The 17,751-nt window shown below is 64.7% G+C and carries 31 protein-coding genes; 5 read left to right on the top strand and 26 right to left on the bottom strand.

Translation table 11 applies throughout. From position 1 onward, the window contains the following. Positions 1–171 precede the first annotated feature (171 nt). Both rpmJ and infA read right to left on the bottom strand, forming a co-directional pair. Complete coding sequence (gene rpmJ / locus QM841_RS18000; protein ID WP_003938068.1) at positions 172–285, bottom strand: 50S ribosomal protein L36; 114 nt, start codon at positions 283–285, stop codon at positions 172–174. An 86-nt stretch (positions 286–371) separates the two neighbouring features. Next, positions 372–593: a translation initiation factor IF-1 gene (gene infA, locus QM841_RS17995; protein ID WP_003418601.1), complete on the bottom strand. Its 222-nt coding sequence runs from the start codon at positions 591–593 to the stop codon at positions 372–374. 264 nt (positions 594–857) lie between these two features. Between infA and dtd the strand changes: the two genes are divergently transcribed. Next, the gene (gene dtd / locus QM841_RS17990) at positions 858–1,295 is read left to right on the top strand and encodes a D-aminoacyl-tRNA deacylase (protein ID WP_280782639.1); all 438 of its coding nucleotides are present in this window, start codon (positions 858–860) and stop codon (positions 1,293–1,295) included. A gap of 21 nt (positions 1,296–1,316) precedes the next feature. On the opposite strand, the gene map is transcribed toward dtd, so the two are convergent. The 24 genes from map to rpsJ all read right to left on the bottom strand — a co-directional run bounded on the left by map (position 1,317) and on the right by rpsJ (position 13,880). Further along, positions 1,317–2,114, bottom strand: coding sequence for a type I methionyl aminopeptidase (gene map, locus QM841_RS17985; protein ID WP_280782638.1), 798 nt, complete (start codon positions 2,112–2,114; stop codon positions 1,317–1,319). Beyond that, complete coding sequence (locus QM841_RS17980; RefSeq protein WP_009479373.1) at positions 2,114–2,659, bottom strand: adenylate kinase; 546 nt, start codon at positions 2,657–2,659, stop codon at positions 2,114–2,116. The genes map and QM841_RS17980 overlap by 1 nt, the downstream gene beginning before the upstream one ends. Continuing rightward, the gene (gene secY / locus QM841_RS17975; RefSeq protein WP_005239668.1) at positions 2,656–3,969 is read right to left on the bottom strand and encodes a preprotein translocase subunit SecY; all 1,314 of its coding nucleotides are present in this window, start codon (positions 3,967–3,969) and stop codon (positions 2,656–2,658) included. The genes QM841_RS17980 and secY overlap by 4 nt, the downstream gene beginning before the upstream one ends. Before the next feature lie 190 nt (positions 3,970–4,159). Next, positions 4,160–4,603 carry a 50S ribosomal protein L15 gene (gene rplO / locus QM841_RS17970; RefSeq protein ID WP_280782637.1) on the bottom strand — a complete coding sequence of 148 codons (444 nt, stop codon included), beginning with the start codon at positions 4,601–4,603 and terminating at the stop codon, positions 4,160–4,162. Between the two features lie 2 nt (positions 4,604–4,605). Further along, positions 4,606–4,785, bottom strand: coding sequence for a 50S ribosomal protein L30 (gene rpmD / locus QM841_RS17965; RefSeq protein WP_005239665.1), 180 nt, complete (start codon positions 4,783–4,785; stop codon positions 4,606–4,608). Next, positions 4,785–5,441: a 30S ribosomal protein S5 gene (gene rpsE, locus QM841_RS17960; RefSeq protein ID WP_073359810.1), complete on the bottom strand. Its 657-nt coding sequence runs from the start codon at positions 5,439–5,441 to the stop codon at positions 4,785–4,787. Before rpsE ends, rpmD begins: the two co-directional genes overlap by 1 nt. A gap of 31 nt (positions 5,442–5,472) precedes the next feature. Then, positions 5,473–5,880 (bottom strand): 50S ribosomal protein L18, encoded by a 408-nt coding sequence (gene rplR / locus QM841_RS17955; protein ID WP_072945701.1) that lies wholly within the window; start codon positions 5,878–5,880, stop codon positions 5,473–5,475. Between the two features lies 1 nt (position 5,881). Beyond that, on the bottom strand, positions 5,882–6,421 hold the full coding sequence (gene rplF / locus QM841_RS17950; protein ID WP_009479371.1) for a 50S ribosomal protein L6: 540 nt from the start codon (positions 6,419–6,421) through the stop codon (positions 5,882–5,884). Positions 6,422–6,435: 14 nt separating this feature from the next. Then, the gene (rpsH, locus tag QM841_RS17945; RefSeq protein WP_005239657.1) at positions 6,436–6,834 is read right to left on the bottom strand and encodes a 30S ribosomal protein S8; all 399 of its coding nucleotides are present in this window, start codon (positions 6,832–6,834) and stop codon (positions 6,436–6,438) included. 148 nt (positions 6,835–6,982) lie between these two features. Next, positions 6,983–7,168 (bottom strand): type Z 30S ribosomal protein S14, encoded by a 186-nt coding sequence (locus tag QM841_RS17940; RefSeq protein WP_005239644.1) that lies wholly within the window; start codon positions 7,166–7,168, stop codon positions 6,983–6,985. Between the two features lie 4 nt (positions 7,169–7,172). Beyond that, entirely contained in the window at positions 7,173–7,739 is a 567-nt protein-coding gene (gene rplE / locus QM841_RS17935) for a 50S ribosomal protein L5 (protein ID WP_005239642.1), read from the bottom strand. 1 nt (position 7,740) lies between these two features. Continuing rightward, the gene (gene rplX / locus QM841_RS17930) at positions 7,741–8,058 is read right to left on the bottom strand and encodes a 50S ribosomal protein L24 (protein WP_005239640.1); all 318 of its coding nucleotides are present in this window, start codon (positions 8,056–8,058) and stop codon (positions 7,741–7,743) included. Then, a complete protein-coding gene (gene rplN / locus QM841_RS17925; protein ID WP_005239639.1) occupies positions 8,058–8,426 on the bottom strand; it encodes a 50S ribosomal protein L14 in 369 nt (122 codons plus the stop codon). The genes rplX and rplN overlap by 1 nt, the downstream gene beginning before the upstream one ends. A gap of 170 nt (positions 8,427–8,596) precedes the next feature. Continuing rightward, positions 8,597–8,878 (bottom strand): 30S ribosomal protein S17, encoded by a 282-nt coding sequence (rpsQ, locus tag QM841_RS17920; RefSeq protein ID WP_005239638.1) that lies wholly within the window; start codon positions 8,876–8,878, stop codon positions 8,597–8,599. Continuing rightward, positions 8,875–9,111: a 50S ribosomal protein L29 gene (gene rpmC / locus QM841_RS17915; RefSeq protein ID WP_005239637.1), complete on the bottom strand. Its 237-nt coding sequence runs from the start codon at positions 9,109–9,111 to the stop codon at positions 8,875–8,877. Before rpmC ends, rpsQ begins: the two co-directional genes overlap by 4 nt. Beyond that, positions 9,111–9,527, bottom strand: coding sequence for a 50S ribosomal protein L16 (gene rplP, locus QM841_RS17910; RefSeq protein ID WP_005239636.1), 417 nt, complete (start codon positions 9,525–9,527; stop codon positions 9,111–9,113). The genes rpmC and rplP overlap by 1 nt, the downstream gene beginning before the upstream one ends. Positions 9,528–9,530: 3 nt before the next feature. Next, positions 9,531–10,337: a 30S ribosomal protein S3 gene (gene rpsC, locus QM841_RS17905; protein WP_005239635.1), complete on the bottom strand. Its 807-nt coding sequence runs from the start codon at positions 10,335–10,337 to the stop codon at positions 9,531–9,533. After that, on the bottom strand, positions 10,337–10,741 hold the full coding sequence (rplV, locus tag QM841_RS17900; protein ID WP_005239634.1) for a 50S ribosomal protein L22: 405 nt from the start codon (positions 10,739–10,741) through the stop codon (positions 10,337–10,339). The genes rpsC and rplV overlap by 1 nt, the downstream gene beginning before the upstream one ends. Further along, complete coding sequence (rpsS, locus tag QM841_RS17895) at positions 10,738–11,019, bottom strand: 30S ribosomal protein S19 (RefSeq protein ID WP_003940820.1); 282 nt, start codon at positions 11,017–11,019, stop codon at positions 10,738–10,740. Before rpsS ends, rplV begins: the two co-directional genes overlap by 4 nt. A 13-nt stretch (positions 11,020–11,032) precedes the next feature. Further along, positions 11,033–11,869: a 50S ribosomal protein L2 gene (gene rplB, locus QM841_RS17890; protein WP_280782635.1), complete on the bottom strand. Its 837-nt coding sequence runs from the start codon at positions 11,867–11,869 to the stop codon at positions 11,033–11,035. A gap of 40 nt (positions 11,870–11,909) precedes the next feature. Continuing rightward, positions 11,910–12,215 (bottom strand): 50S ribosomal protein L23, encoded by a 306-nt coding sequence (rplW, locus tag QM841_RS17885; protein ID WP_005239632.1) that lies wholly within the window; start codon positions 12,213–12,215, stop codon positions 11,910–11,912. Beyond that, complete coding sequence (gene rplD, locus QM841_RS17880) at positions 12,212–12,901, bottom strand: 50S ribosomal protein L4 (protein WP_105412648.1); 690 nt, start codon at positions 12,899–12,901, stop codon at positions 12,212–12,214. The genes rplW and rplD overlap by 4 nt, the downstream gene beginning before the upstream one ends. Further along, positions 12,898–13,554, bottom strand: coding sequence for a 50S ribosomal protein L3 (gene rplC, locus QM841_RS17875; RefSeq protein ID WP_009479366.1), 657 nt, complete (start codon positions 13,552–13,554; stop codon positions 12,898–12,900). The genes rplD and rplC overlap by 4 nt, the downstream gene beginning before the upstream one ends. A 20-nt stretch (positions 13,555–13,574) precedes the next feature. After that, the gene (gene rpsJ / locus QM841_RS17870) at positions 13,575–13,880 is read right to left on the bottom strand and encodes a 30S ribosomal protein S10 (protein ID WP_003938093.1); all 306 of its coding nucleotides are present in this window, start codon (positions 13,878–13,880) and stop codon (positions 13,575–13,577) included. Positions 13,881–14,346: 466 nt separating this feature from the next. Here rpsJ and QM841_RS17865 point away from each other — a divergent pair, with 466 nt between their 5' ends. The 4 genes from QM841_RS17865 (at position 14,347) to QM841_RS17850 (ending at position 17,737) form a co-directional block, all read left to right on the top strand. After that, entirely contained in the window at positions 14,347–14,823 is a 477-nt protein-coding gene (locus tag QM841_RS17865) for a hotdog fold domain-containing protein (RefSeq protein WP_280782634.1), read from the top strand. Positions 14,824–15,111: 288 nt separating this feature from the next. Next, positions 15,112–16,080 carry an ATP-binding cassette domain-containing protein gene (locus tag QM841_RS17860; protein WP_105412650.1) on the top strand — a complete coding sequence of 323 codons (969 nt, stop codon included), beginning with the start codon at positions 15,112–15,114 and terminating at the stop codon, positions 16,078–16,080. Further along, positions 16,077–16,892 carry an ABC transporter permease gene (locus tag QM841_RS17855; protein WP_105412651.1) on the top strand — a complete coding sequence of 272 codons (816 nt, stop codon included), beginning with the start codon at positions 16,077–16,079 and terminating at the stop codon, positions 16,890–16,892. Before QM841_RS17860 ends, QM841_RS17855 begins: the two co-directional genes overlap by 4 nt. After that, complete coding sequence (locus tag QM841_RS17850; protein WP_105412652.1) at positions 16,889–17,737, top strand: ABC transporter permease; 849 nt, start codon at positions 16,889–16,891, stop codon at positions 17,735–17,737. The genes QM841_RS17855 and QM841_RS17850 overlap by 4 nt, the downstream gene beginning before the upstream one ends. The last annotated feature ends 14 nt before the right edge of the window (positions 17,738–17,751 follow it).

Below are 17,751 nucleotides of genomic sequence, written 5' to 3'. Positions count from 1 at the left end.
TGCCTCTTCAAACGTCGGCGGTCTCGCGACCGACAATGCTTCAACTAACTCAGTGGGGCCCCGGCCTCCGTGCCGGGGGTGAACCAGTACCTGCTCGAAAGCCGTGAGTACTGGCTGGTGCTGGGAGGTCATCTTTGCTTGTTGCCAAGCAGATCCTCGAAAAGCGGAGATCTAGCCCTGACGCTGCTTGTGGCGCAGGTTCTCGCAGATCACCATGACCCGGCCGTTACGACGGATCACCTTGCACTTTTCGCAGATCTTCTTGACGCTCGGCTGAACCTTCACGTCTTCTGATCTCCTGTTTTGTGGCAGCCCACTACGCAGAGCCGCAGCGGACGTACTTCTCCCCGACCTGGTCGGGCGGGGAAGCCTTACTTGTACCGGTAAACGATGCGTCCGCGCGACAAGTCGTAGGGCGAGAGCTCTACGACAACGCGATCTTCCGGGAGGATGCGAATGTAGTGCTGACGCATCTTTCCGCTGATGTGGGCGAGAACCTTGTGGCCGTTCTCGAGCTCAATGCGGAACATCGCATTGGGCAGCGGCTCGACTACTCGTCCCTCGACCTCGATGGCCCCGTCTTTCTTAGCCATATCCTCCGCGATCCATGTGGTTTGGCGTGCTTATTGCATCTGTTTCCGTTACCGTGGCGCCCAATGGGATCTTCACCGGCCGAAACATGAACAATCCGGATCGAATCCGGCACTGGGCACGCAGACAACCGGCACGCATAGCGCACCGTTGATCCATGTTACGGGAAATTGCTCACCAGGCCAAATGCGGTCCCTGACGGACCCGCAAGCCCGGCGAGAATTCGACTTCCGATACCCACGGCCACGATGCGAAGGATGGTGTGCGTGCGCGCCCTGGTACAGCGAGTGACGTCCGCGTCGGTCCGCGTCGACGGCGAGGAGGTCGGCCGAATCACTCCCCCGGCCGGCGGCCACGGGCTGCTCGTCCTGGTCGGCGTCACCCATACCGACGACGAGGCGAAGGCGGCCCTGCTCGCGAAGAAGGTGTGGACCATGCGCATCCTGGAGGACGAACGGTCCGCGTCCGACCTCGACGCCCCGGTGCTCGTCGCCAGTCAGTTCACGCTCATGGCGGACACCCGCCGGGGCCGGCGCCCGTCCTGGTCCGCCGCGGCGCCGAGGCCGGTGGCGGAACCACTGGTTGACGAGTTCACCGGCGCCCTGCGCGCGCTGGGCGCGACCGTCGAGACCGGCGTATTCGGCGAACACATGGAGATCAGCCTCGTCAACGACGGTCCGGTGACGCTGCTCATCGACGTGTAGGCCCGCACCCGCGGGCGGCCGCTACTCCGGACGCAGGGTCAGGATGCGCGGCCCGTCCTCGGTGACCGCGACCGTGTGCTCCCAGTGTGCGGCACGGGTGCCGTCGGAGGTCACGACGGTCCAATCATCCTCGAGGACAACGGTATCGGTGGTGCCGAGGGTCAACATCGGTTCGATCGCCAGAACGGAACCGACCACCAGTTGCGGCCCCTTGCCCGGAGCGCCCTCGTTGGCGAGGAACGGCTCCATGTGCATTTCCCGGCCGATGCCGTGACCGCCGTAGCCGTCGACGATGCCGTACTTACGGTCGTGCGCCACCTCGGCGGCGCGGGTGCCGAGTTCGATGGCGTGGGAGATATCGGTGAGGCGGTTGCCGGGAAGCATCGCCGCGATCCCCGCCTCCATGGACAGCCGAGTGGCGTCGCTGAGCTGCTGGTCCGCTTCGATGATGTCTCCGACACCGAAGGTCCACGCAGAGTCGCCGTGCCAGCCGTCGAGAATGGCGCCGCAGTCGATGGAGACGAGGTCTCCCTCGGCGAGAATGTCTTCCGCCGAGGGAATCCCGTGCACCACACGATCGTTGACGGACGAACAGATCGATCCGCTGAACCCGTGGTAGCCCTTGAACGAGGGCACGGCGCCTGCGCCGCGGATGACCGATTCGGCCACCTCGTCGAGTTCGAGCGTGCTCACACCCGGCTTCGCCGCTTCGCGGACCGCCACCAGAGCCGCACCGACGATGGCACCGGCGGCCGCCATTGCGTCGAGCTCGCCTGCGGTCCGGAACGGAACGACCTTGCGCTTACGCCCGAAGCCCATTACTTACCCAACGCTGCCAGTGCGCGCGCGTTGACCTCGTCGACCTCGCCCAGGGCGTCGACGGTCACCAGCTGGTCCTTGTAGTAGTCCAGCAGCGGCGCGGTCTCCTCGCGGTACACCCGGAGCCGGTTGCGGATGACGTCTTCCTTGTCGTCGGCGCGGCCACGGGCGAGCATCCGCTCGACCACGACGTCCTCGTCGACGATGAAGGACAGCACTGCGTCGAGCTTGGTGTTCAGCTCGGCGAGGATCGCCTCGAGTGCCTGAGCCTGGTCGACGGTCCGGGGGAAGCCGTCCAGGAGGAATCCGTTGGCCGCGTCCGGCTCGCCGACACGGGCCTTCACCATGTTGTTGGTGATCTCGCTGGGAACCAGGTCCCCGGCGTCCAGGTACTTCTTCGCCTCGAGGCCGAGGGGGGTGGCCTGGCCGATGTTCGCGCGGAACAGGTCGCCCGTGGAGATGTGCGGGACGCCGAGCTTCTCGGACAGAATCGCGGCCTGGGTGCCCTTGCCTGCACCGGGAGGACCAAGGAGGACAAGTCTCACTTGAGGAACCCTTCGTAGTTACGTTGCATCAATTGACTTTCGATCTGCTTGACCGTGTCCAGGGCGACGCTGACGAGAATCAGCACGGCCGCACCACCGAAGATGCTGCTGGAGGTCTGGCTTCCGGACAGGAAGAAGTGGGGCAGCACCGCGATCAGGCCGAGGTAGATCGAGCCGGGAACGGTGATGCGGTTGAGCACGTAATTCAGGTAGTCCGCGGTGGGGCGACCGGGGCGGATACCGGGAATGAAACCGCCGAACTTCTTCATCTCGTCCGCGCGCTCTTCCGGATTGAACGTGATCGCGACGTAGAAGAACACGAAGAACACGATCAGCGCGAAATAGATGACGATGTACACCGGGTTGTTCGGATTCACCAGGTACTCGTTGATGATCCGCTGCCACCAGCTGGGATCGGCGGACGACGTGGCGCCGGTGAGCTGCGCGATGAGGTTCGGCAGATACAGCAGCGACGACGCGAAGATGACCGGGATGATGCCGGCCTGGTTGACCTTGAGCGGCAGGTACGTGGACGAGCCGCCGTACATCTTGCGGCCGACCATGCGCTTGGCGTACTGGACCGGGATCCGCCGCTGGCCCTGCTCGACGAACACGACGCCGGCGATGATGGCGAGGGCCGCGACGCAGATGATCGCGAAGATCAGTCCCCCACGGCTGTCCAGGATGGCCTTGCCCTCGGACGGCAGGCGGGACGCGATACCCGAGAAGATCAGCAGGGACATGCCGTTACCGACACCGCGCTCGGTGATGACCTCACCGAACCACATGACGAGAGCAGCGCCCGCGGTCATGACCAGCACGATGATCACGAGGCCGAAGATGCTCTTGTCGGCGATGATCTCTTCCTGGCATCCCTGCAGCAGCTGGCCGCGCGACGCGAGCGCCACGATGCCGGTGGCCTGCAGGATCGCCAGGGCGATCGACAGATAACGCGTGTACTGCGTCATCTTCGCCTGGCCGGACTGGCCTTCCTTCCGGAGTTCCTCGAACTTCGGGATGACGACCGTCAACAGCTGGACGATGATGCTGGCCGTGATGTACGGCATGATGCCGATCGCGAAAATGGACAGCTGGAGTAGCGCGCCGCCGGAGAACAGGTTGATCAGCGAGTAGATACCCGCGGAGTCACCGCCCGACAGCTGATCGACACAGGCTCGGACGTTCCCGTAGTCGACGCCCGGCGACGGAATCACGGCACCGATGCGATAGAGCGCAACGAGACCGAGCGCGATGAGGATCTTCCGCCTCAGGTCTGGGGTCCTGAGGGCCGAGACGAAGGCGGAAAGCAAAGATCCTCCTGGCACGACGGTGGGGAGACGAGTCGAAAGCAGACTTGTCCGTGAATGAACTCTAGAACTCTAACAGTGGCAACTGAACGCACAGTTGGGAGACCTGCGGCAGTGCTGCCCGTACAGCCGCAAATGGCCGCAGTACAGCGCGAGGCTGTACTGCGGCCATCTACTGGCTAGCGGTGATAGCTCACAGCTCGGTGGCGGTACCACCGGCAGCAGCGATCTTCTCCTTGGCGGAGCCGGTGAACTTGTCGACCGTCACCTGGACGGCGACAGTCAGGTCGCCGTCGCCGAGAACCTTGACGAGCTGGTTCTTGCGAACGGCACCCTTGGCAACGAGGTCCTCGACCGTGACCTGTCCACCTTCGGGGAACAGACGGGCGATGTCGCCGACGTTGACGACCTGGTACTCGGTGCGGAACGGGTTGGTGAAGCCCTTGAGCTTGGGCAGACGCATGTGCAGCGGCATCTGTCCACCCTCGAAGGCTGCGGGCACGTTCTTGCGGGCCTTGGTGCCCTTCGTGCCGCGACCGGCGGTCTTGCCGCGCTTGCCGCCTTCACCACGACCAACACGAATCTTGTTGGACTTGGCTCCGGGTGCGGGGCGCAGGTGATGCAGTTTGATGGTCATGGTTAGACCTCCTCAACTGTGACGAGGTGGCGCACCACGTTGATCAGACCGCGGTTCTGCGCGTTGTCCTCACGAACAACGGTCTGACGGATGCCCTTCAGGCCCAGCGTGCGCAGAGAGTTCTTCTGGTTCTGCTTGGTACCGATGGTGCTCTTGATCTGAGTGACCTTGAGTTCGGCCATTACTTCACGCTCCCAGCCTGTGCGCGTGCACGCAGCATGCCGGCGGGAGCCACGTCTTCGAGGGGGAGACCGCGGCGAGCCGCAACTTCCTCGGGACGCTGCAGGCCCTTGAGCGCAGCAACGGTCGCATGCACGACATTGATGGCGTTGTCGCTACCGAGCGACTTCGACAGGATGTCGTGGATACCGGCGCACTCCAGCACGGCACGCACCGCGCCGCCGGCAATGACACCGGTACCCGCGCTGGCCGGACGCAGCATGACGACGCCCGCTGCGGCCTCACCCTGAATCGGGTGCGTGATGGTGCCACCGATCATCGGAACGCGGAAGAAGCTCTTGCGAGCCTCCTCGACACCCTTCTGAATGGCCGCAGGAACTTCCTTGGCTTTGCCGTAGCCGACGCCGACCAGTCCATTACCGTCGCCGACGATCACCAGAGCGGTGAAGCTGAAGCGACGACCACCCTTGACGACCTTCGACACGCGGTTGATCGTGACGACGCGCTCGATGTGGTTCGACTTCTCGGCCGACTGTCCGCCGCGACGATCGTCGCGACCGCCACCACGACGGTCGCCGCCGCCGCGGTTGTCCCCCGTGTTGGGGCCATTCTGTCCGGCGGGTCCGCTTCCGCCGTCACGCCTCTGACGTCCCGGCATCAGGCTGTCCTTCCGTTCGAAATGATGGTCATCAGAACTTCAACCCGCCTTCGCGAGCTGCGTCCGCCAGGGCCGCGATGCGACCGTGGTAGCCGTGTCCGCCGTGGTCGAAGACCACGGTCTCGACGCCGGCAGCCTTCGCGCGCTCGGCGATCAGCTGACCGACCTTTGCGCTGAGGGCCTTCTTGTCGCCGTCCGCGGCCCGCACGTCGGCCTCGGTGGTCGACGCCGCGGCCAGGGTGTGGCCTGCGAGGTCGTCCACGAGCTGGACGTGGATGTGGCGCGAGGACCGGTTGACGACCAGGCGGGGACGCTCGGGCGTGCCGGAGACCTTCTTGCGGAGACGGAAGTGACGACGCACCTTCGACAGGCGACGCTTCGTGGACGCATCCTTGCCGAGCGGAACCCGCTTGGCTTTCTGGTTTGCAGTCTGGCTCATATCACTTACCCGTCTTTCCGACCTTGCGGCGGATCTGCTCACCCTCGTAACGCACGCCCTTGCCCTTGTACGGGTCCGGACGACGGAGACGACGGATGTTGGCCGAGATCTGCCCGACCTTCTGCTTGTCGATGCCCGACACCGAGAACTTGGTGGGCGACTCGACCGCGAAGGTGATGCCTTCCGGAGCCTCGATCGGGACCGGGTGGCTGTAGCCGAGTGCGAACTCGAGGTCCTTGCCCTTGAGAGCGACGCGGTAACCGACGCCGTGAATCTCCATCTTGGTGGTGTAACCGTCGGTGACACCGGTGATGAGGTTCTGTACCAGGGTACGAGACAGACCGTGCAGCGCGCGGCTGCGACGCTCGTCGTCCGGACGGGTCACGCTGAGCGTGCCGTCGTCGTTCTTCGCAATGGCAATGGGCTCGGAGATCGTCAGGGCGAGTGAGCCCTTGGGACCCTTGACCGTGACGTCCTGGCCGTCGATCGAGACGTCGACGCCGCCGGGGACGGTGACGGGAATCTTTCCAATACGCGACATTGTGGTGGCCTCCCTTACCAGACGTAGGCGAGGACTTCCCCGCCCACTCCTTGATTGGCCGCCTGGCGATCGGTGAGCAGGCCGGTGGACGTGGAAATGATCGCCACGCCGAGGCCGCCCAGAACCTTGGGCAGGTTGGTGGACTTCGCGTACACACGCAGACCGGGCTTGGAGACGCGGCGCACGCCGGCGAGGCTGCGCTCACGGCTCGGGCCGTACTTCAGGTCGACGATGAGGGTCTTGCCCACCTCGGCGTCTTCGGTGCGGTAGTCGGCGATGTAACCCTCGCGCTTGAGGATCTCGGCGATGTTCGCCTTGATCTTCGAGTGAGGCAACTTCACCTCATCGTGGTACGCCGTGTTGGCGTTGCGCAGACGCGTCAAGAAGTCTGCGATGGGGTCGGTCATGGTCATGAGGTTGACCTCTACCTTTCTCACAACGGTTCCCTCTGCCGTTTCCGGCGCAGGCCTATCGCGAAGTAGGTCTTACGTTTCCCGGTCCGAGGTTACGAACCGGAAGTCTGTGGGGTGACGCCGCCGCCGAGGCGACGGCGTCACCGGCTCACCAGGAGCTCTTGTGGACGCCGGGCAGCTCGCCGGCGTGCGCCATCTCACGGACGCAGATTCGGCACAGGCCGAACTTGCGGAACACCGAGTGCGGACGGCCGCAGCGCTGGCAGCGGGTGTAGGCGCGCACCGCGAACTTGGGCTTCTTGTTGGCCTTGTTGACCAATGCCTTCTTAGCCATTAGCTCAGTTCTCCTTGAACGGGAAGCCGAGGTGCTTCAGCAGGGCACGGCCTTCTTCGTTGTTGGTCGCGGTGGTCACCACGGTGATGTCCATGCCGCGCGGGCGGTCGATCTTGTCCACGTCGATCTCGTGGAACATCGACTGCTCGTTCAGGCCGAAGGTGTAGTTGCCGTTGCCGTCGAACTGGTTGCCCGACAGGCCGCGGAAGTCCCTGATGCGGGGAAGCGCGACGGACACGAGACGGTCCAGGAACTCCCACATGCGGTCGCCACGCAGCGTGACGCGGGCACCGATCGGCATTCCCTCGCGGAGCTTGAACTGCGCGATGGACTTGCGTGCCTTGCGGATCTCGGGCTTCTGACCGGTGATCAGAGCGAGATCGTTGACGGCACCGTTGATCAGCTTGGCGTCGCGCGCGGCGTCACCGACACCCATGTTGACGACGACCTTGACGACGCCGGGGATCTGCATCACGTTGGCGTAGTCGAACTCGGTGTTCAGCGCAGCCTTGATCTCCTCGCGGTAGCGAGTCTTCAGGCGCGGCTGGATCTTGTTCTCAGTGGAGGTCATGTCAGATGTCCTTCCCGTTCTTCCGGGAAATCCGAACGCGCTTGCCGGACTCTTCGTCGGTCCGGTAGCCCACGCGAGTGGGGTTGCCGTCCGAGTCGACGACCGCGACGTTGGAAACGTGGATCGGGGCTTCCTGCGTGACGATGCCGCCGGAGGAGGCTCCGCGCTCGTTCGCGGAAACCGCGGTGTGCTTCTTGATGCGGTTCACGCCTTCGACGAGGACCTTGTTGGTCGCGGGGTAGGCCTGGATGACCTTGCCCTTCGCGCCCTTGTCCTTGCCGGCGATGACCAGCACGGTGTCACCCTTGTGCACCTTCATCACAGCACCTCCGGGGCGAGCGAGACGATCTTCATGAACTTCTTCTCACGCAGTTCACGGCCGACGGGGCCGAAGATGCGGGTGCCACGGGGATCGTTGTCCGGCTTGATGAGGACGGCGGCGTTCTCGTCGAACTTGATGTACGACCCGTCCGGACGGCGACGTTCCTTGGTGGTACGGACGATGACGGCCTTGACGACCTCGCCCTTCTTGATGTTTCCACCCGGGATGGCGTCCTTGACGGTGGCGACGATGATGTCACCGATCCCGGCGTAGCGGCGAGACGAACCACCGAGAACGCGGATGCAGAGAATCTCCTTGGCACCCGTGTTGTCGGCGACGCGCAGCCGCGACTCCTGCTGAATCACTTACTTCTCCTTGACCTGGACTGTTGCACGGCAGATTTCCGACCCGACGTGCGCGGTCTGTACCCGTGCCCTGCGAGAGGGGCCGCCCGGGTGGGCGGCACAACGGTGGGGTTGCCGTGCGTCTGCCGCAAGGCAACCCCACCATCGTACTGGATACATTATTCGGTTTCTTACTTGGCCTTCTCGAGGACCTCGACGAGGCGCCAGTGCTTGGTCGCGGACAGCGGACGGGTCTCCATCAGCTGCACGCGGTCACCGATGCCTGCGACGCCGTTCTCGTCGTGCGCCTTCACCTTGCTGGTGCGCCGGATGATCTTGCCGTAGAGCGGGTGCTTGACCCGGTCTTCGAGCTCGACCACGATCGTCTTCTCCATCTTGTCGGAGACGACGTATCCGGTGCGGACCTTGCGGCTGCCGCGCTCTTCAGTGCTCACTGCTTTTTCCTCACTCATGCCGCGTCACCTGCGTCCGGACCAACGGCCAGCCCGAGCTCACGCTCACGCAGAACGGTGTAGATACGCGCGATCTCGTGACGAACGGTACGAAGTCGACGGTTGTTGTCCATCTGACCCGTGGCCATCTGGAAACGAAGGTTGAACAGCTCTTCCTTCGACTCACGAAGCCGGGTGACCAGCTCTTCTTCGGTGAGCTCGCGGAGCTCTGCGGCTGGGGTTCCAGTAGCCATCAGAACTGCTCCTCCCTTGTCACGATCCGGCACTTGCACGGGAGCTTGTGCATCGCGCGGCGCAGGGCCTCACGAGCGATCTCCTCATTGGGGTAGCTCATCTCGAACATCACGCGACCGGGCTTGACGTTCGCGATCCACCACTCGGGCGAACCCTTACCGGAACCCATTCGGGTTTCGGCCGGCTTCTTGGTGAGGGGGCGATCCGGGAAGATGTTGATCCAGATCTTGCCGCCACGCTTGATGTGCCGGGTCATGGCGATACGAGCGGACTCGATCTGCCGGTTGGTGATGTAGGCCGGCTCGAGAGCCTGGATGCCGTAGTCACCGAAGGTCACCTGGGTTCCACCCTTGGCGGCACCCGAACGGCTCGGATGGTGCTGCTTGCGGTGCTTGACCCGCCGTGGGATCAACATGCGTCAGCCCTCCTTCTGTTCAGTCGTAGCGGGTGCATCGGCAGTGGCGGTCGCTGCGCGGCCGGCCTCGGTGCTGGTCGCGGTGGTGCCGGTGGCACCGGAACGACGGGGACGGCTCGGACGCTCACGGCGCGGGCGGTCGCCTGCGGGAGCAGCCACGTTGGCGGCCAGCTCACGCTTGCCACCGACGATGTCGCCCTTGTAGATCCAGACCTTCACGCCGATGCGGCCGAAGGTGGTCTTGGCCTCGTAGAGGCCGTAGTCGATGTCCGCACGAAGCGTGTGCAGCGGCACACGGCCTTCGCGGTAGAACTCCGACCGGGACATCTCGGCGCCGCCGAGACGACCGGAGCACTGAACGCGGATGCCCTTGACGTTGGGCTGACGCATGGCCGACTGGATGGCCTTGCGCATGGCGCGACGGAAGGCGACACGGTTCGAGAGCTGCTCGGCCACACCCTGTGCGACGAGCTGAGCCTCGGCCTCGGCGTTCTTGACCTCGAGGATGTTCAGCTGGACCTGCTTGCCGGTCAGCTTCTCGAGCTCGGAACGGATGCGATCGGCTTCGGCGCCGCGGCGGCCGATGACGATGCCCGGGCGAGCGGTGTGGATATCCACACGCACACGGTCACGGGTGCGCTCGATCTCGACCTTCGCGATGCCCGCGCGCTCCATGCCGGTGGCGAGGAGCTTACGGATCGCGACGTCTTCCTTGACGTACTCCGCGTACTGCTTGTCTGCGTACCAGCGAGACTTCCAGTCGGTGGTGATGCCGAGGCGGAAGCCGTGCGGGTTGATTTTCTGGCCCACTACTGAGCACTTCCCTTCCGGCGATTACGGGTCGATGTTCCGGTCTTCGGCAGGCTCTCCACGATCACGGTGATGTGACTGGTGCGCTTGCGGATACGGAACGCACGTCCCTGTGCACGCGGCTGGAACCGCTTGAGGGTCGCGCCCTCGTCCACAAACGCCGTGGCGACGACAAGCGTGCTCGGGTCGAGGTCGAGGTTGTTCTCGGCGTTGGCTGCTGCAGAGGCGATCACCTTGGCGACCGGCTCGCTCGCTGCCTGCGGCGCGAACTTCAGGATGTTCAGGGCGTCTTCAACCGAACGCCCGCGGACCAGGTCCACAACACGACGCGCCTTCATCGGCGTGACGCGCACGTGGCGCGCAACTGCCTTGGCGGTCGGGTTGGCGGTTTCGGTGTTGCTCATCGCCTCTTCGCCTTCCGATCATCCTTGATGTGACCCTTGAACGTGCGGGTCGGTGCAAACTCTCCGAGCTTGTGTCCGACCATCGAGTCGGAAACGAACACGGGGACGTGCTTGCGGCCGTCGTGAACCGCAAACGTGTGGCCGATGAAGTCCGGGATGATCGTGGAACGACGGGACCAGGTCTTGATGACCTGCTTGGTTCCCTTTTCGTTCTGCACGTCCACCTTCGCGAGGAGGTGGTCATCGACGAACGGGCCCTTCTTGAGGCTGCGTGGCATCCTTCACTCCCTCCTAGCGCTTGTTCTTGCCGGTACGGCGACGACGGACAATGAGCTTGTCGCTCGCCTTGTTCTTGCGGGTGCGGCCCTCGGGCTTGCCCCACGGGCTGACCGGGTGGCGACCACCGGAGGTCTTACCCTCACCACCACCGTGCGGGTGGTCGACCGGGTTCATCACGACACCACGGACGGTCGGGCGCTTGCCCTTCCAGCGCATACGGCCGGCCTTGCCCCAGTTGATGTTCGACTGTTCGGCGTTGCCGACCTCACCGATCGAGGCGCGGCAGCGAACGTCGACACGACGGATTTCGCCGGACGGCATACGCAGCGTGGCGTAGGTGCCTTCCTTACCGAGCAGCTGGATGCTGGATCCGGCCGAGCGGGCCATCTTGGCGCCGCCACCCGGGCGGAGTTCCACCGCGTGGATGGTGGTACCCGTCGGGATGTTGCGCAGGGGCAGGTTGTTGCCGGGCTTGATGTCGGCGCCTGCGCCGGACTCGACCGGAGCACCCTGGATCAGGCCCTTGGGGGCGATGATGTAGCGCTTCTCGCCGTCCGCGTAGTGCAGCAGGGCGATACGCGCGGTGCGGTTGGGGTCGTACTCGATGTGAGCGACCTTGGCCGGCACGCCGTCCTTGTCGTTGCGACGGAAATCGATCAGCCGGTAGGCGCGCTTGTGTCCGCCACCCTTGTGCCGGGTGGTGATACGACCGTGTGCGTTACGTCCACCGCGTCCGTGGAGCGGGCGAACCAGCGACTTCTCGGGGGTCGACCGAGTGATCTCGGCGAAGTCCGAGACGCTCGAGCCACGACGGCCCGGGGTAGTCGGCTTGTACTTACGGATTGCCATGAGTCTTCTCGTCCTCTATGTCTCGTCAAGTCCCGGGCGCTTACGCGACCGGTCCTCCGAAGATCTCGATGGGCTTGCTGTCGGCCGAGAGGGTCACGAGCGCGCGCTTGGTGTCCTTGCGCTTGCCGTAACCGAACCGGGTCCGCTTGCGCTTGCCCTGACGGTTGGCGGTGTTGACGCTGGTCACGGTGACGCCGAAGATCTTCTCGACGGCAATCTTGATCTGCGTCTTGTTCGAGTCCGGGTGCACCAGGAAGGTGTAGGTGCCTTCCTCGATCAGTCCGTAGGACTTCTCGGAGATGACCGGGGCGAGCAGGATGTCGCGGGGATCGGCGATGGTGCTCACTTGCCCTCCTCCTTGTTCTCTTCCTGGGCGGTCTCGGCGGGCCCGTGGATGAACGAGTTCAGCGCCTCGACGCTGAACACGACGTCATCGCTGTTGAGCACGTCGTAGGTGTTGAGCTGGTCGGGTGCAATGGGGTGCACGCCGTCCAGGTTCTGCACGCTCTTCCAGGCCGCGATGTCCTCGCGTCCGACGACGAGCAGGACCTTCTTGCGGTCCGAGATCTCGCCGAGGAAGGTGCGGGCGGACTTCGTGGACGGAGTCTGACCGGCAACCAGTTCGGTGATCACGTGGATGCGCTCGTTGCGGGCCCGGTCGGAGAGGGCTCCGCGCAGGGCGGCGGCCTTCATCTTCTTGGGGGTCCGCTGGCTGTAGTCGCGCGGCTGCGGGCCGTGGACGGTGCCACCGCCGGCGAACTGCGGTGCACGGGTCGAGCCCTGACGTGCGCGGCCGGTCCCCTTCTGGCGGTACGGCTTCTTGCCACCGCCGCGAACCTCGCCGCGGGTCTTGGTGGCGTGGGTGCCCTGACGTGCAGCAGCGAGCTGCGCGACGACAACCTGGTGGAGAAGCGCGATGTTGGCAGGCGCGTCGAAGATCTCCGCGGGGAGCTCGACGGTGCCGTTGGTCTTGCCGCCGGCGACCTTGACGTCCAGCGTCAGCTTGGTCGTCGATGTCTCGGTGCTGGTCATGCTCGTGCACCACCCTTCACTGCACTCTTGACGATCACGAGGCCACCCTTGCGGCCGGGGATCGCACCCTTGATCAGCAGCAGGCCGTTCTCGGCATCCACCTTGTGGACGGAGAGGTTCTGCGTCGTGATGCGGTCGCTACCCATGCGGCCGGACATGCGCATGCCCTTGAACACGCGGCCCGGAGTGGCGCAACCACCGATGGAACCGGGGCGACGGTGAACGGCCTGCGCACCGTGCGATGCACCCTGACCGGCGAAGCCGTGGCGCTTCATGGTTCCGGCGAAGCCCTTACCCTTGCTGGTTCCGGTGACGTCGACGTAGGCGCCGTCCTCGAAGACCTCGGCGGTAAGTTCCTGGCCGACCTCGTACTCCGAGGTGTCGGCAACGCGGAGCTCCACAACGTGGCGGCGCGGGGTGACGCCGGCCTTGGCGAACTGGCCGGAAGTCGGCTTGTTCACCTTGCGCGGGTCGATGGCGCCGAACGCGAGCTGCACGGCGCTGTAGCCGTCACGCTCTTCGGTACGAATCTGGGTCACGACGTTCGGTCCGGCCTTCACGACGGTGACCGGAACGACCCGGTTGTTCTCGTCGAAGACCTGGGTCATGCCGAGCTTGGTGCCCAGGATTCCCTTGATCTTGGTATCAGTCATTGTTTTTGTCTCCGCCGCGCTCACTGAATGTTGACGTCGACGCTGGCCGGAAGGTCGATTCGCATGAGCGCGTCAACCGTCTTGGGCGTCGGGTCGAGGATGTCGATAAGCCGCTTGTGAGTACGCATCTCGAAGTGCTCGCGCGAGTCCTTGTACTTGTGCGGCGAGCGGATGACGCAGTACACGTTCTTTTCGGTCGGCAACGGCACGGGTCCAACGACGCGGGCCCCGGTACGGGTCACCGTCTCGACGATCTTGCGCGCTGACGCGTCGATCGCCTCATGGTCGTAGGCCTTGAGCCTGATGCGGATCTTCTGTCCCGCCACGCTTAGTGTCCTTTTCTTGCCGCGTTTCGTAGTCCCACCCGAGTCGGGCCGAACTACCTCGTCTGCACAGTCCCTTACCTGGGCCGCAACTGTCCGAACGCTAGGCGACCGGGACACACCCGATCCGCTGCCGCTGTTCATCTGTCATGGTTCTCCGGTACACGCGGTCGGGCGTGTCGCCCTCCCACTCATTCTCCGACCCGGAACTTTTCAGCTTTTCGGGCCGGGAACGCGCACCGGATGCACTCGAATTCGAGTGCCAGTAGGTACTGCTTCCGTCTTGCATGTGGCCGCGAGCAGGTCATGTGATCTACACCGCGACGTTTCACCCCACCTGTTTCGGGCCGCAAACGATCGCGTCCCAGACAAGGCAACCCGACCAGTATGCCGTACCGGGCGGGAGACTTCAAACCGGGCTCGATTCCTCTCGTACTCGACCGAACTTACTCTGAAGTAAGATACGGGAGTGACTACCTCGAGTCCCACGTTCGCCGCGTGGCAGAAGCTCCCCGACAACACGCTCGGACACGTCCTCTTCTCTATCGGCATGTGTCTGCGCGTCCCCTACTTCGGCTCGGTACTCCCCCGCGTCGTCGAGATGCGCCCGGGCCGCTGCGAAGTCCGCGCACCGAAATGGTGGGGCGTGCGCAACCACCTGGGTACGTTCCACGCGATCGCGGCATGCAACCTCGCCGAGGCCGCCATGGGCATGCTGTCCGAGGCGACCGTGCCGTCGACCCACCGGTGGATCCCGAAGTCGATGACGGTCGACTACCTCGCCAAGGCGAACGGAACGCTGCGCGCCGTCGCGGAACTGCCGGAGCTGCCGGATTTTGCCGCGATCACCGAGGGCACCGACGTGGTGGTGCCCGTGCGCATCTTCGACCGACAGGGAGTAGAGGTGGTTCACGCCGACATCACGACGTGGGTCACGCCGCGGTAGAGCGCGAAAGGCGCATGTCGAAGCTCACATTCGTCTCGAAGTTCGCGGGAGTGACCCGAATTGCCGTGTGGCACTTCCCCGGAGCCGGAACGTCGCGGTACAGCACGACCTTCCGGCCGGACGGGATCGGTTTCCGCCGTGGTCGCCGAGGCCGAAGTGGTACAGACGTCCGGCATTTATCGTGTACCTGTCTTTACGCGTTACAGAAGTTTTTCCCACCCCTTCGTCGGGCGCGAAGGTGTTCCCCGGTCTGCCTTGATCACCCTCTTCGCGTGACATACTCGGGACATGCCAGCACCTGACTCCGCCGTTCTTGTCGAGGGAATCGAGAAATCCTTCGGTGACGTAGCAGCGTTGCGGGGTGTGAGCTTCGAGGTGCCCCGCGGCACGGTCCTGGGCATCCTGGGCCCCAACGGCGCAGGGAAGACCACCACCGTCAACGTGCTGTCCACTCTGCTGCGCCCCGATGCGGGCCGCGCGTTCGTCGCCGGACACGACGTCGTCGAGGAGTCGGCGAACGTCCGGCGCAGCATCATGATGACGGGCCAGTACGCCGCCCTCGACGAGTCGCTGACCGGCCGCGAGAATCTGGTGCTGTTCGGCCGCCTGATGGGCCTGCCCAAGGCGTCCGCGAAATCGCGCGCACAGGACCTCCTGACACAGTTCGATCTGCTCGAAGCGGGTGACCGGAAGGTGTCCGGGTACTCCGGCGGTATGCGCCGGCGCGTCGACATCGCCTGTGGCCTCGTGATCCGTCCCGAGGTGGTGTTCCTCGACGAGCCCACCACCGGCCTCGACCCCCGCAGCCGCCAGGGCGTGTGGTCCCTCGTGTCCGCACTGAAGGAGCAGGGCATCACGATCCTGCTGACGACGCAGTACCTCGAAGAAGCCGACCTGCTGAGCGACAACATCGTCGTCATCGACAAGGGCACCGTGATCGCCGAGGGCACGGCCGACGAACTGAAGGCCCGGACCGGCGGAAGCTACTGCGAGGTCGTCCCGGTGAGTCTCGACGACCTGCCGCGCGTCCGCGAAATCCTCTCGAGCCTCTGCCCACCCGGCCGGGCCATCGAGGAAGGCACCGACCGGCTGTCGATTCCCGCCGAACACGGCGCCCAGACCCTCGCCGAGGTTCTGCGCCGCCTCGACCTCGCCGGGGTCACGCTCGCCGACATCGCCCTGCGGCGCCCGTCCCTCGACGACGTCTTCCTCTCCCTCACCGGTCACGTCCGCGTCGACGAGAGCCTGCCGTCGTGACGGCGCCCGCCCAGCTCGGATTCGACAGTGCCCTCGAAGGCAGGCACCGGCGGCCGCAACCGTCGATCATCCAGCAGTGGATTGCGCTGTCCCAGCGGAATCTGCACACGATGTGGGTGTTCGGTCAGTTCTTCATCGCGGTGTTCGCCCCGCTGATCTTCACAGTCGGTTTCTATCTGCCGCTGCGTCTGGTGATGAAGTTCCAGGGCATCGACTACGCGCAGTTCGTCATGCCGATCATCGTCCTGCAGGCCATGGCGTTCACCGCGATCTCGGCGGCGCACCGCGCGGCCACCGAGGCGTCGAACGGCATGAATTCGCGATTCCAGACGATGCCGGTCGGGGCGGCGGTCCCGCTTGCCGCGCGAATGACAGCCTCCCTCGTGCACTCGACGATCTCACTCGTCGCCGCGATCGGCTACGGATACGCGATCGGCTTCCGGTTCGACGGCGGATTCGGGCTGACCGCGGCGTTCTGCGGGCTGGCGATGCTGATCGGCTTCACGCTCACGACGGGTGCCGACGCCCTCGGCACCCTGACCCGGAGCCCCGAGGTCACCAGTCAGGCGCTGACGCTCCCCCAGCTGATCCTCGGCATGTTCTCGTCCGGTTTCGTTCCGGTGACGCAGTTCCCGGAGTGGGCGCAGGGTTTCGTGCGAAATCAGCCCATCTCGCAGTTCTCCTCGTCCATGCGTGCCATGACGGAAGGCACGATCACGTTCCACCAGCTGACACCCACCCTGTTGTGGTGCGGAGGGCTGGCACTGGTCTTCATTCCGTTGTCGATCTGGTCGAATGTGAGGCGCGGATGACCACCGAATACCGATCCGACACACCGGCGACGGTGACCTTCCCCGAGGTGCTCGAACCCCACCCGGAGAATTCCTTCGCCGCACTCTTCTCGCACAGCCTGCTGCAGACCAGACGACTTCTACTCCGCTGGGCGCGCGACCCGTACACCATGCTGCAGGCGATCGTGTACCCGTCGTTGATGTTGCTGATGTTCTGGGCGGTGCTCGGGATCTCGATCACCAAGGCCACCGGGGTCAACAGCGTCTTCGGGACCGTTCCGATGATCACGCTCGTCGGCGCGATGTTCGGATCCATCGCGGGCGGCCTGTCGCTGAAGAAGGAATGGGCGGACGGGCTCCTGAGCCGGTTCTGGGTGCTGCCCGTGCACCGCGCGTCGGGCCTGCTCAGTCGCCTGATGGCCGAATCGGTGCGGATCATGCTCACGACGGTGCTGATCATCGCCGTCGGTTTCGCCATCGGGTTCCGGTTCGATCAGGGCATCCTCGCCGGTGTCGCGCTGATGCTCCTGCCGCTGCTGTTCGGGGTGAGTTTCGCGACGATGGTGACCGCCCTCGCCGTCAACGCGGCGAAGGCACCGCTCGTCGAACTCCTCTCCCTGCTGTGCACTCTCCTGCTGTTCTTCAACTCGGGATTCGTACCCACCGGCGCCTACCCCACGTGGCTCCAGCCGTTCGTGGAGAACCAGCCGATGTCGTGCGCGATCGACGCGATGAAGGGACTGTCGATGGGCGGTCCCGTCGCGGAGCCTCTGCTCAAGACCATCGCGTGGTCGCTCGCCGGGCTGCTGATCTTCACCTACCCCGCGGTGCGCGGCTATCGCCGGGCCGCGGGCAACCCGGCATAGCCCCTCGCATACCG

This window comes from Rhodococcus sp. IEGM 1307 (assembly GCF_030056915.1).
GTDB classification, from domain to species: domain Bacteria; phylum Actinomycetota; class Actinomycetes; order Mycobacteriales; family Mycobacteriaceae; genus Rhodococcus_F; species Rhodococcus_F opacus_D.
This window is presented reverse-complemented; position numbering and strand designations above follow the sequence as displayed.

Excerpts from the sequence above, each read along its gene's own strand:
- infA (WP_003418601.1), bottom strand. The coding sequence starts at position 593 with ATGGCTAAGAAAGACGGGGCCATCGAGGTCGAGGGACGAGTAGTCGAG.
- map (WP_280782638.1), bottom strand. The coding sequence starts at position 2,114 with ATGGGCTTCGGGCGTAAGCGCAAGGTCGTTCCGTTCCGGACCGCAGGC.
- rplO (WP_280782637.1), bottom strand. The coding sequence starts at position 4,603 with ATGACCATCAAACTGCATCACCTGCGCCCCGCACCCGGAGCCAAGTCC.
- rpmD (WP_005239665.1), bottom strand. The coding sequence starts at position 4,785 with ATGGCCGAACTCAAGGTCACTCAGATCAAGAGCACCATCGGTACCAAG.
- rpsE (WP_073359810.1), bottom strand. The coding sequence starts at position 5,441 with ATGCCGGGACGTCAGAGGCGTGACGGCGGAAGCGGACCCGCCGGACAG.
- rplR (WP_072945701.1), bottom strand. The coding sequence starts at position 5,880 with ATGAGCCAGACTGCAAACCAGAAAGCCAAGCGGGTTCCGCTCGGCAAG.
- rplF (WP_009479371.1), bottom strand. The coding sequence starts at position 6,421 with ATGTCGCGTATTGGAAAGATTCCCGTCACCGTCCCCGGCGGCGTCGAC.
- rpsH (WP_005239657.1), bottom strand. The coding sequence starts at position 6,834 with ATGACCATGACCGACCCCATCGCAGACTTCTTGACGCGTCTGCGCAAC.
- QM841_RS17940 (WP_005239644.1), bottom strand. The coding sequence starts at position 7,168 with ATGGCTAAGAAGGCATTGGTCAACAAGGCCAACAAGAAGCCCAAGTTC.
- rplE (WP_005239642.1), bottom strand. The coding sequence starts at position 7,739 with ATGACCTCCACTGAGAACAAGATCCAGCCGCGCCTGAAGACTCGCTAC.
- rplX (WP_005239640.1), bottom strand. The coding sequence starts at position 8,058 with ATGAAGGTGCACAAGGGTGACACCGTGCTGGTCATCGCCGGCAAGGAC.
- rpsQ (WP_005239638.1), bottom strand. The coding sequence starts at position 8,878 with ATGAGTGAGGAAAAAGCAGTGAGCACTGAAGAGCGCGGCAGCCGCAAG.
- rpmC (WP_005239637.1), bottom strand. The coding sequence starts at position 9,111 with ATGGCTACTGGAACCCCAGCCGCAGAGCTCCGCGAGCTCACCGAAGAA.
- rplP (WP_005239636.1), bottom strand. The coding sequence starts at position 9,527 with ATGTTGATCCCACGGCGGGTCAAGCACCGCAAGCAGCACCATCCGAGC.
- rplV (WP_005239634.1), bottom strand. The coding sequence starts at position 10,741 with ATGAGCAACACCGAAACCGCCAACCCGACCGCCAAGGCAGTTGCGCGC.
- rpsS (WP_003940820.1), bottom strand. The coding sequence starts at position 11,019 with ATGCCACGCAGCCTCAAGAAGGGCCCGTTCGTCGATGACCACCTCCTC.
- rplB (WP_280782635.1), bottom strand. The coding sequence starts at position 11,869 with ATGGCAATCCGTAAGTACAAGCCGACTACCCCGGGCCGTCGTGGCTCG.
- rplD (WP_105412648.1), bottom strand. The coding sequence starts at position 12,901 with ATGACCAGCACCGAGACATCGACGACCAAGCTGACGCTGGACGTCAAG.
- rplC (WP_009479366.1), bottom strand. The coding sequence starts at position 13,554 with ATGACTGATACCAAGATCAAGGGAATCCTGGGCACCAAGCTCGGCATG.
- QM841_RS17860 (WP_105412650.1), top strand. The coding sequence starts at position 15,112 with ATGCCAGCACCTGACTCCGCCGTTCTTGTCGAGGGAATCGAGAAATCC.
- QM841_RS17850 (WP_105412652.1), top strand. The coding sequence starts at position 16,889 with ATGACCACCGAATACCGATCCGACACACCGGCGACGGTGACCTTCCCC.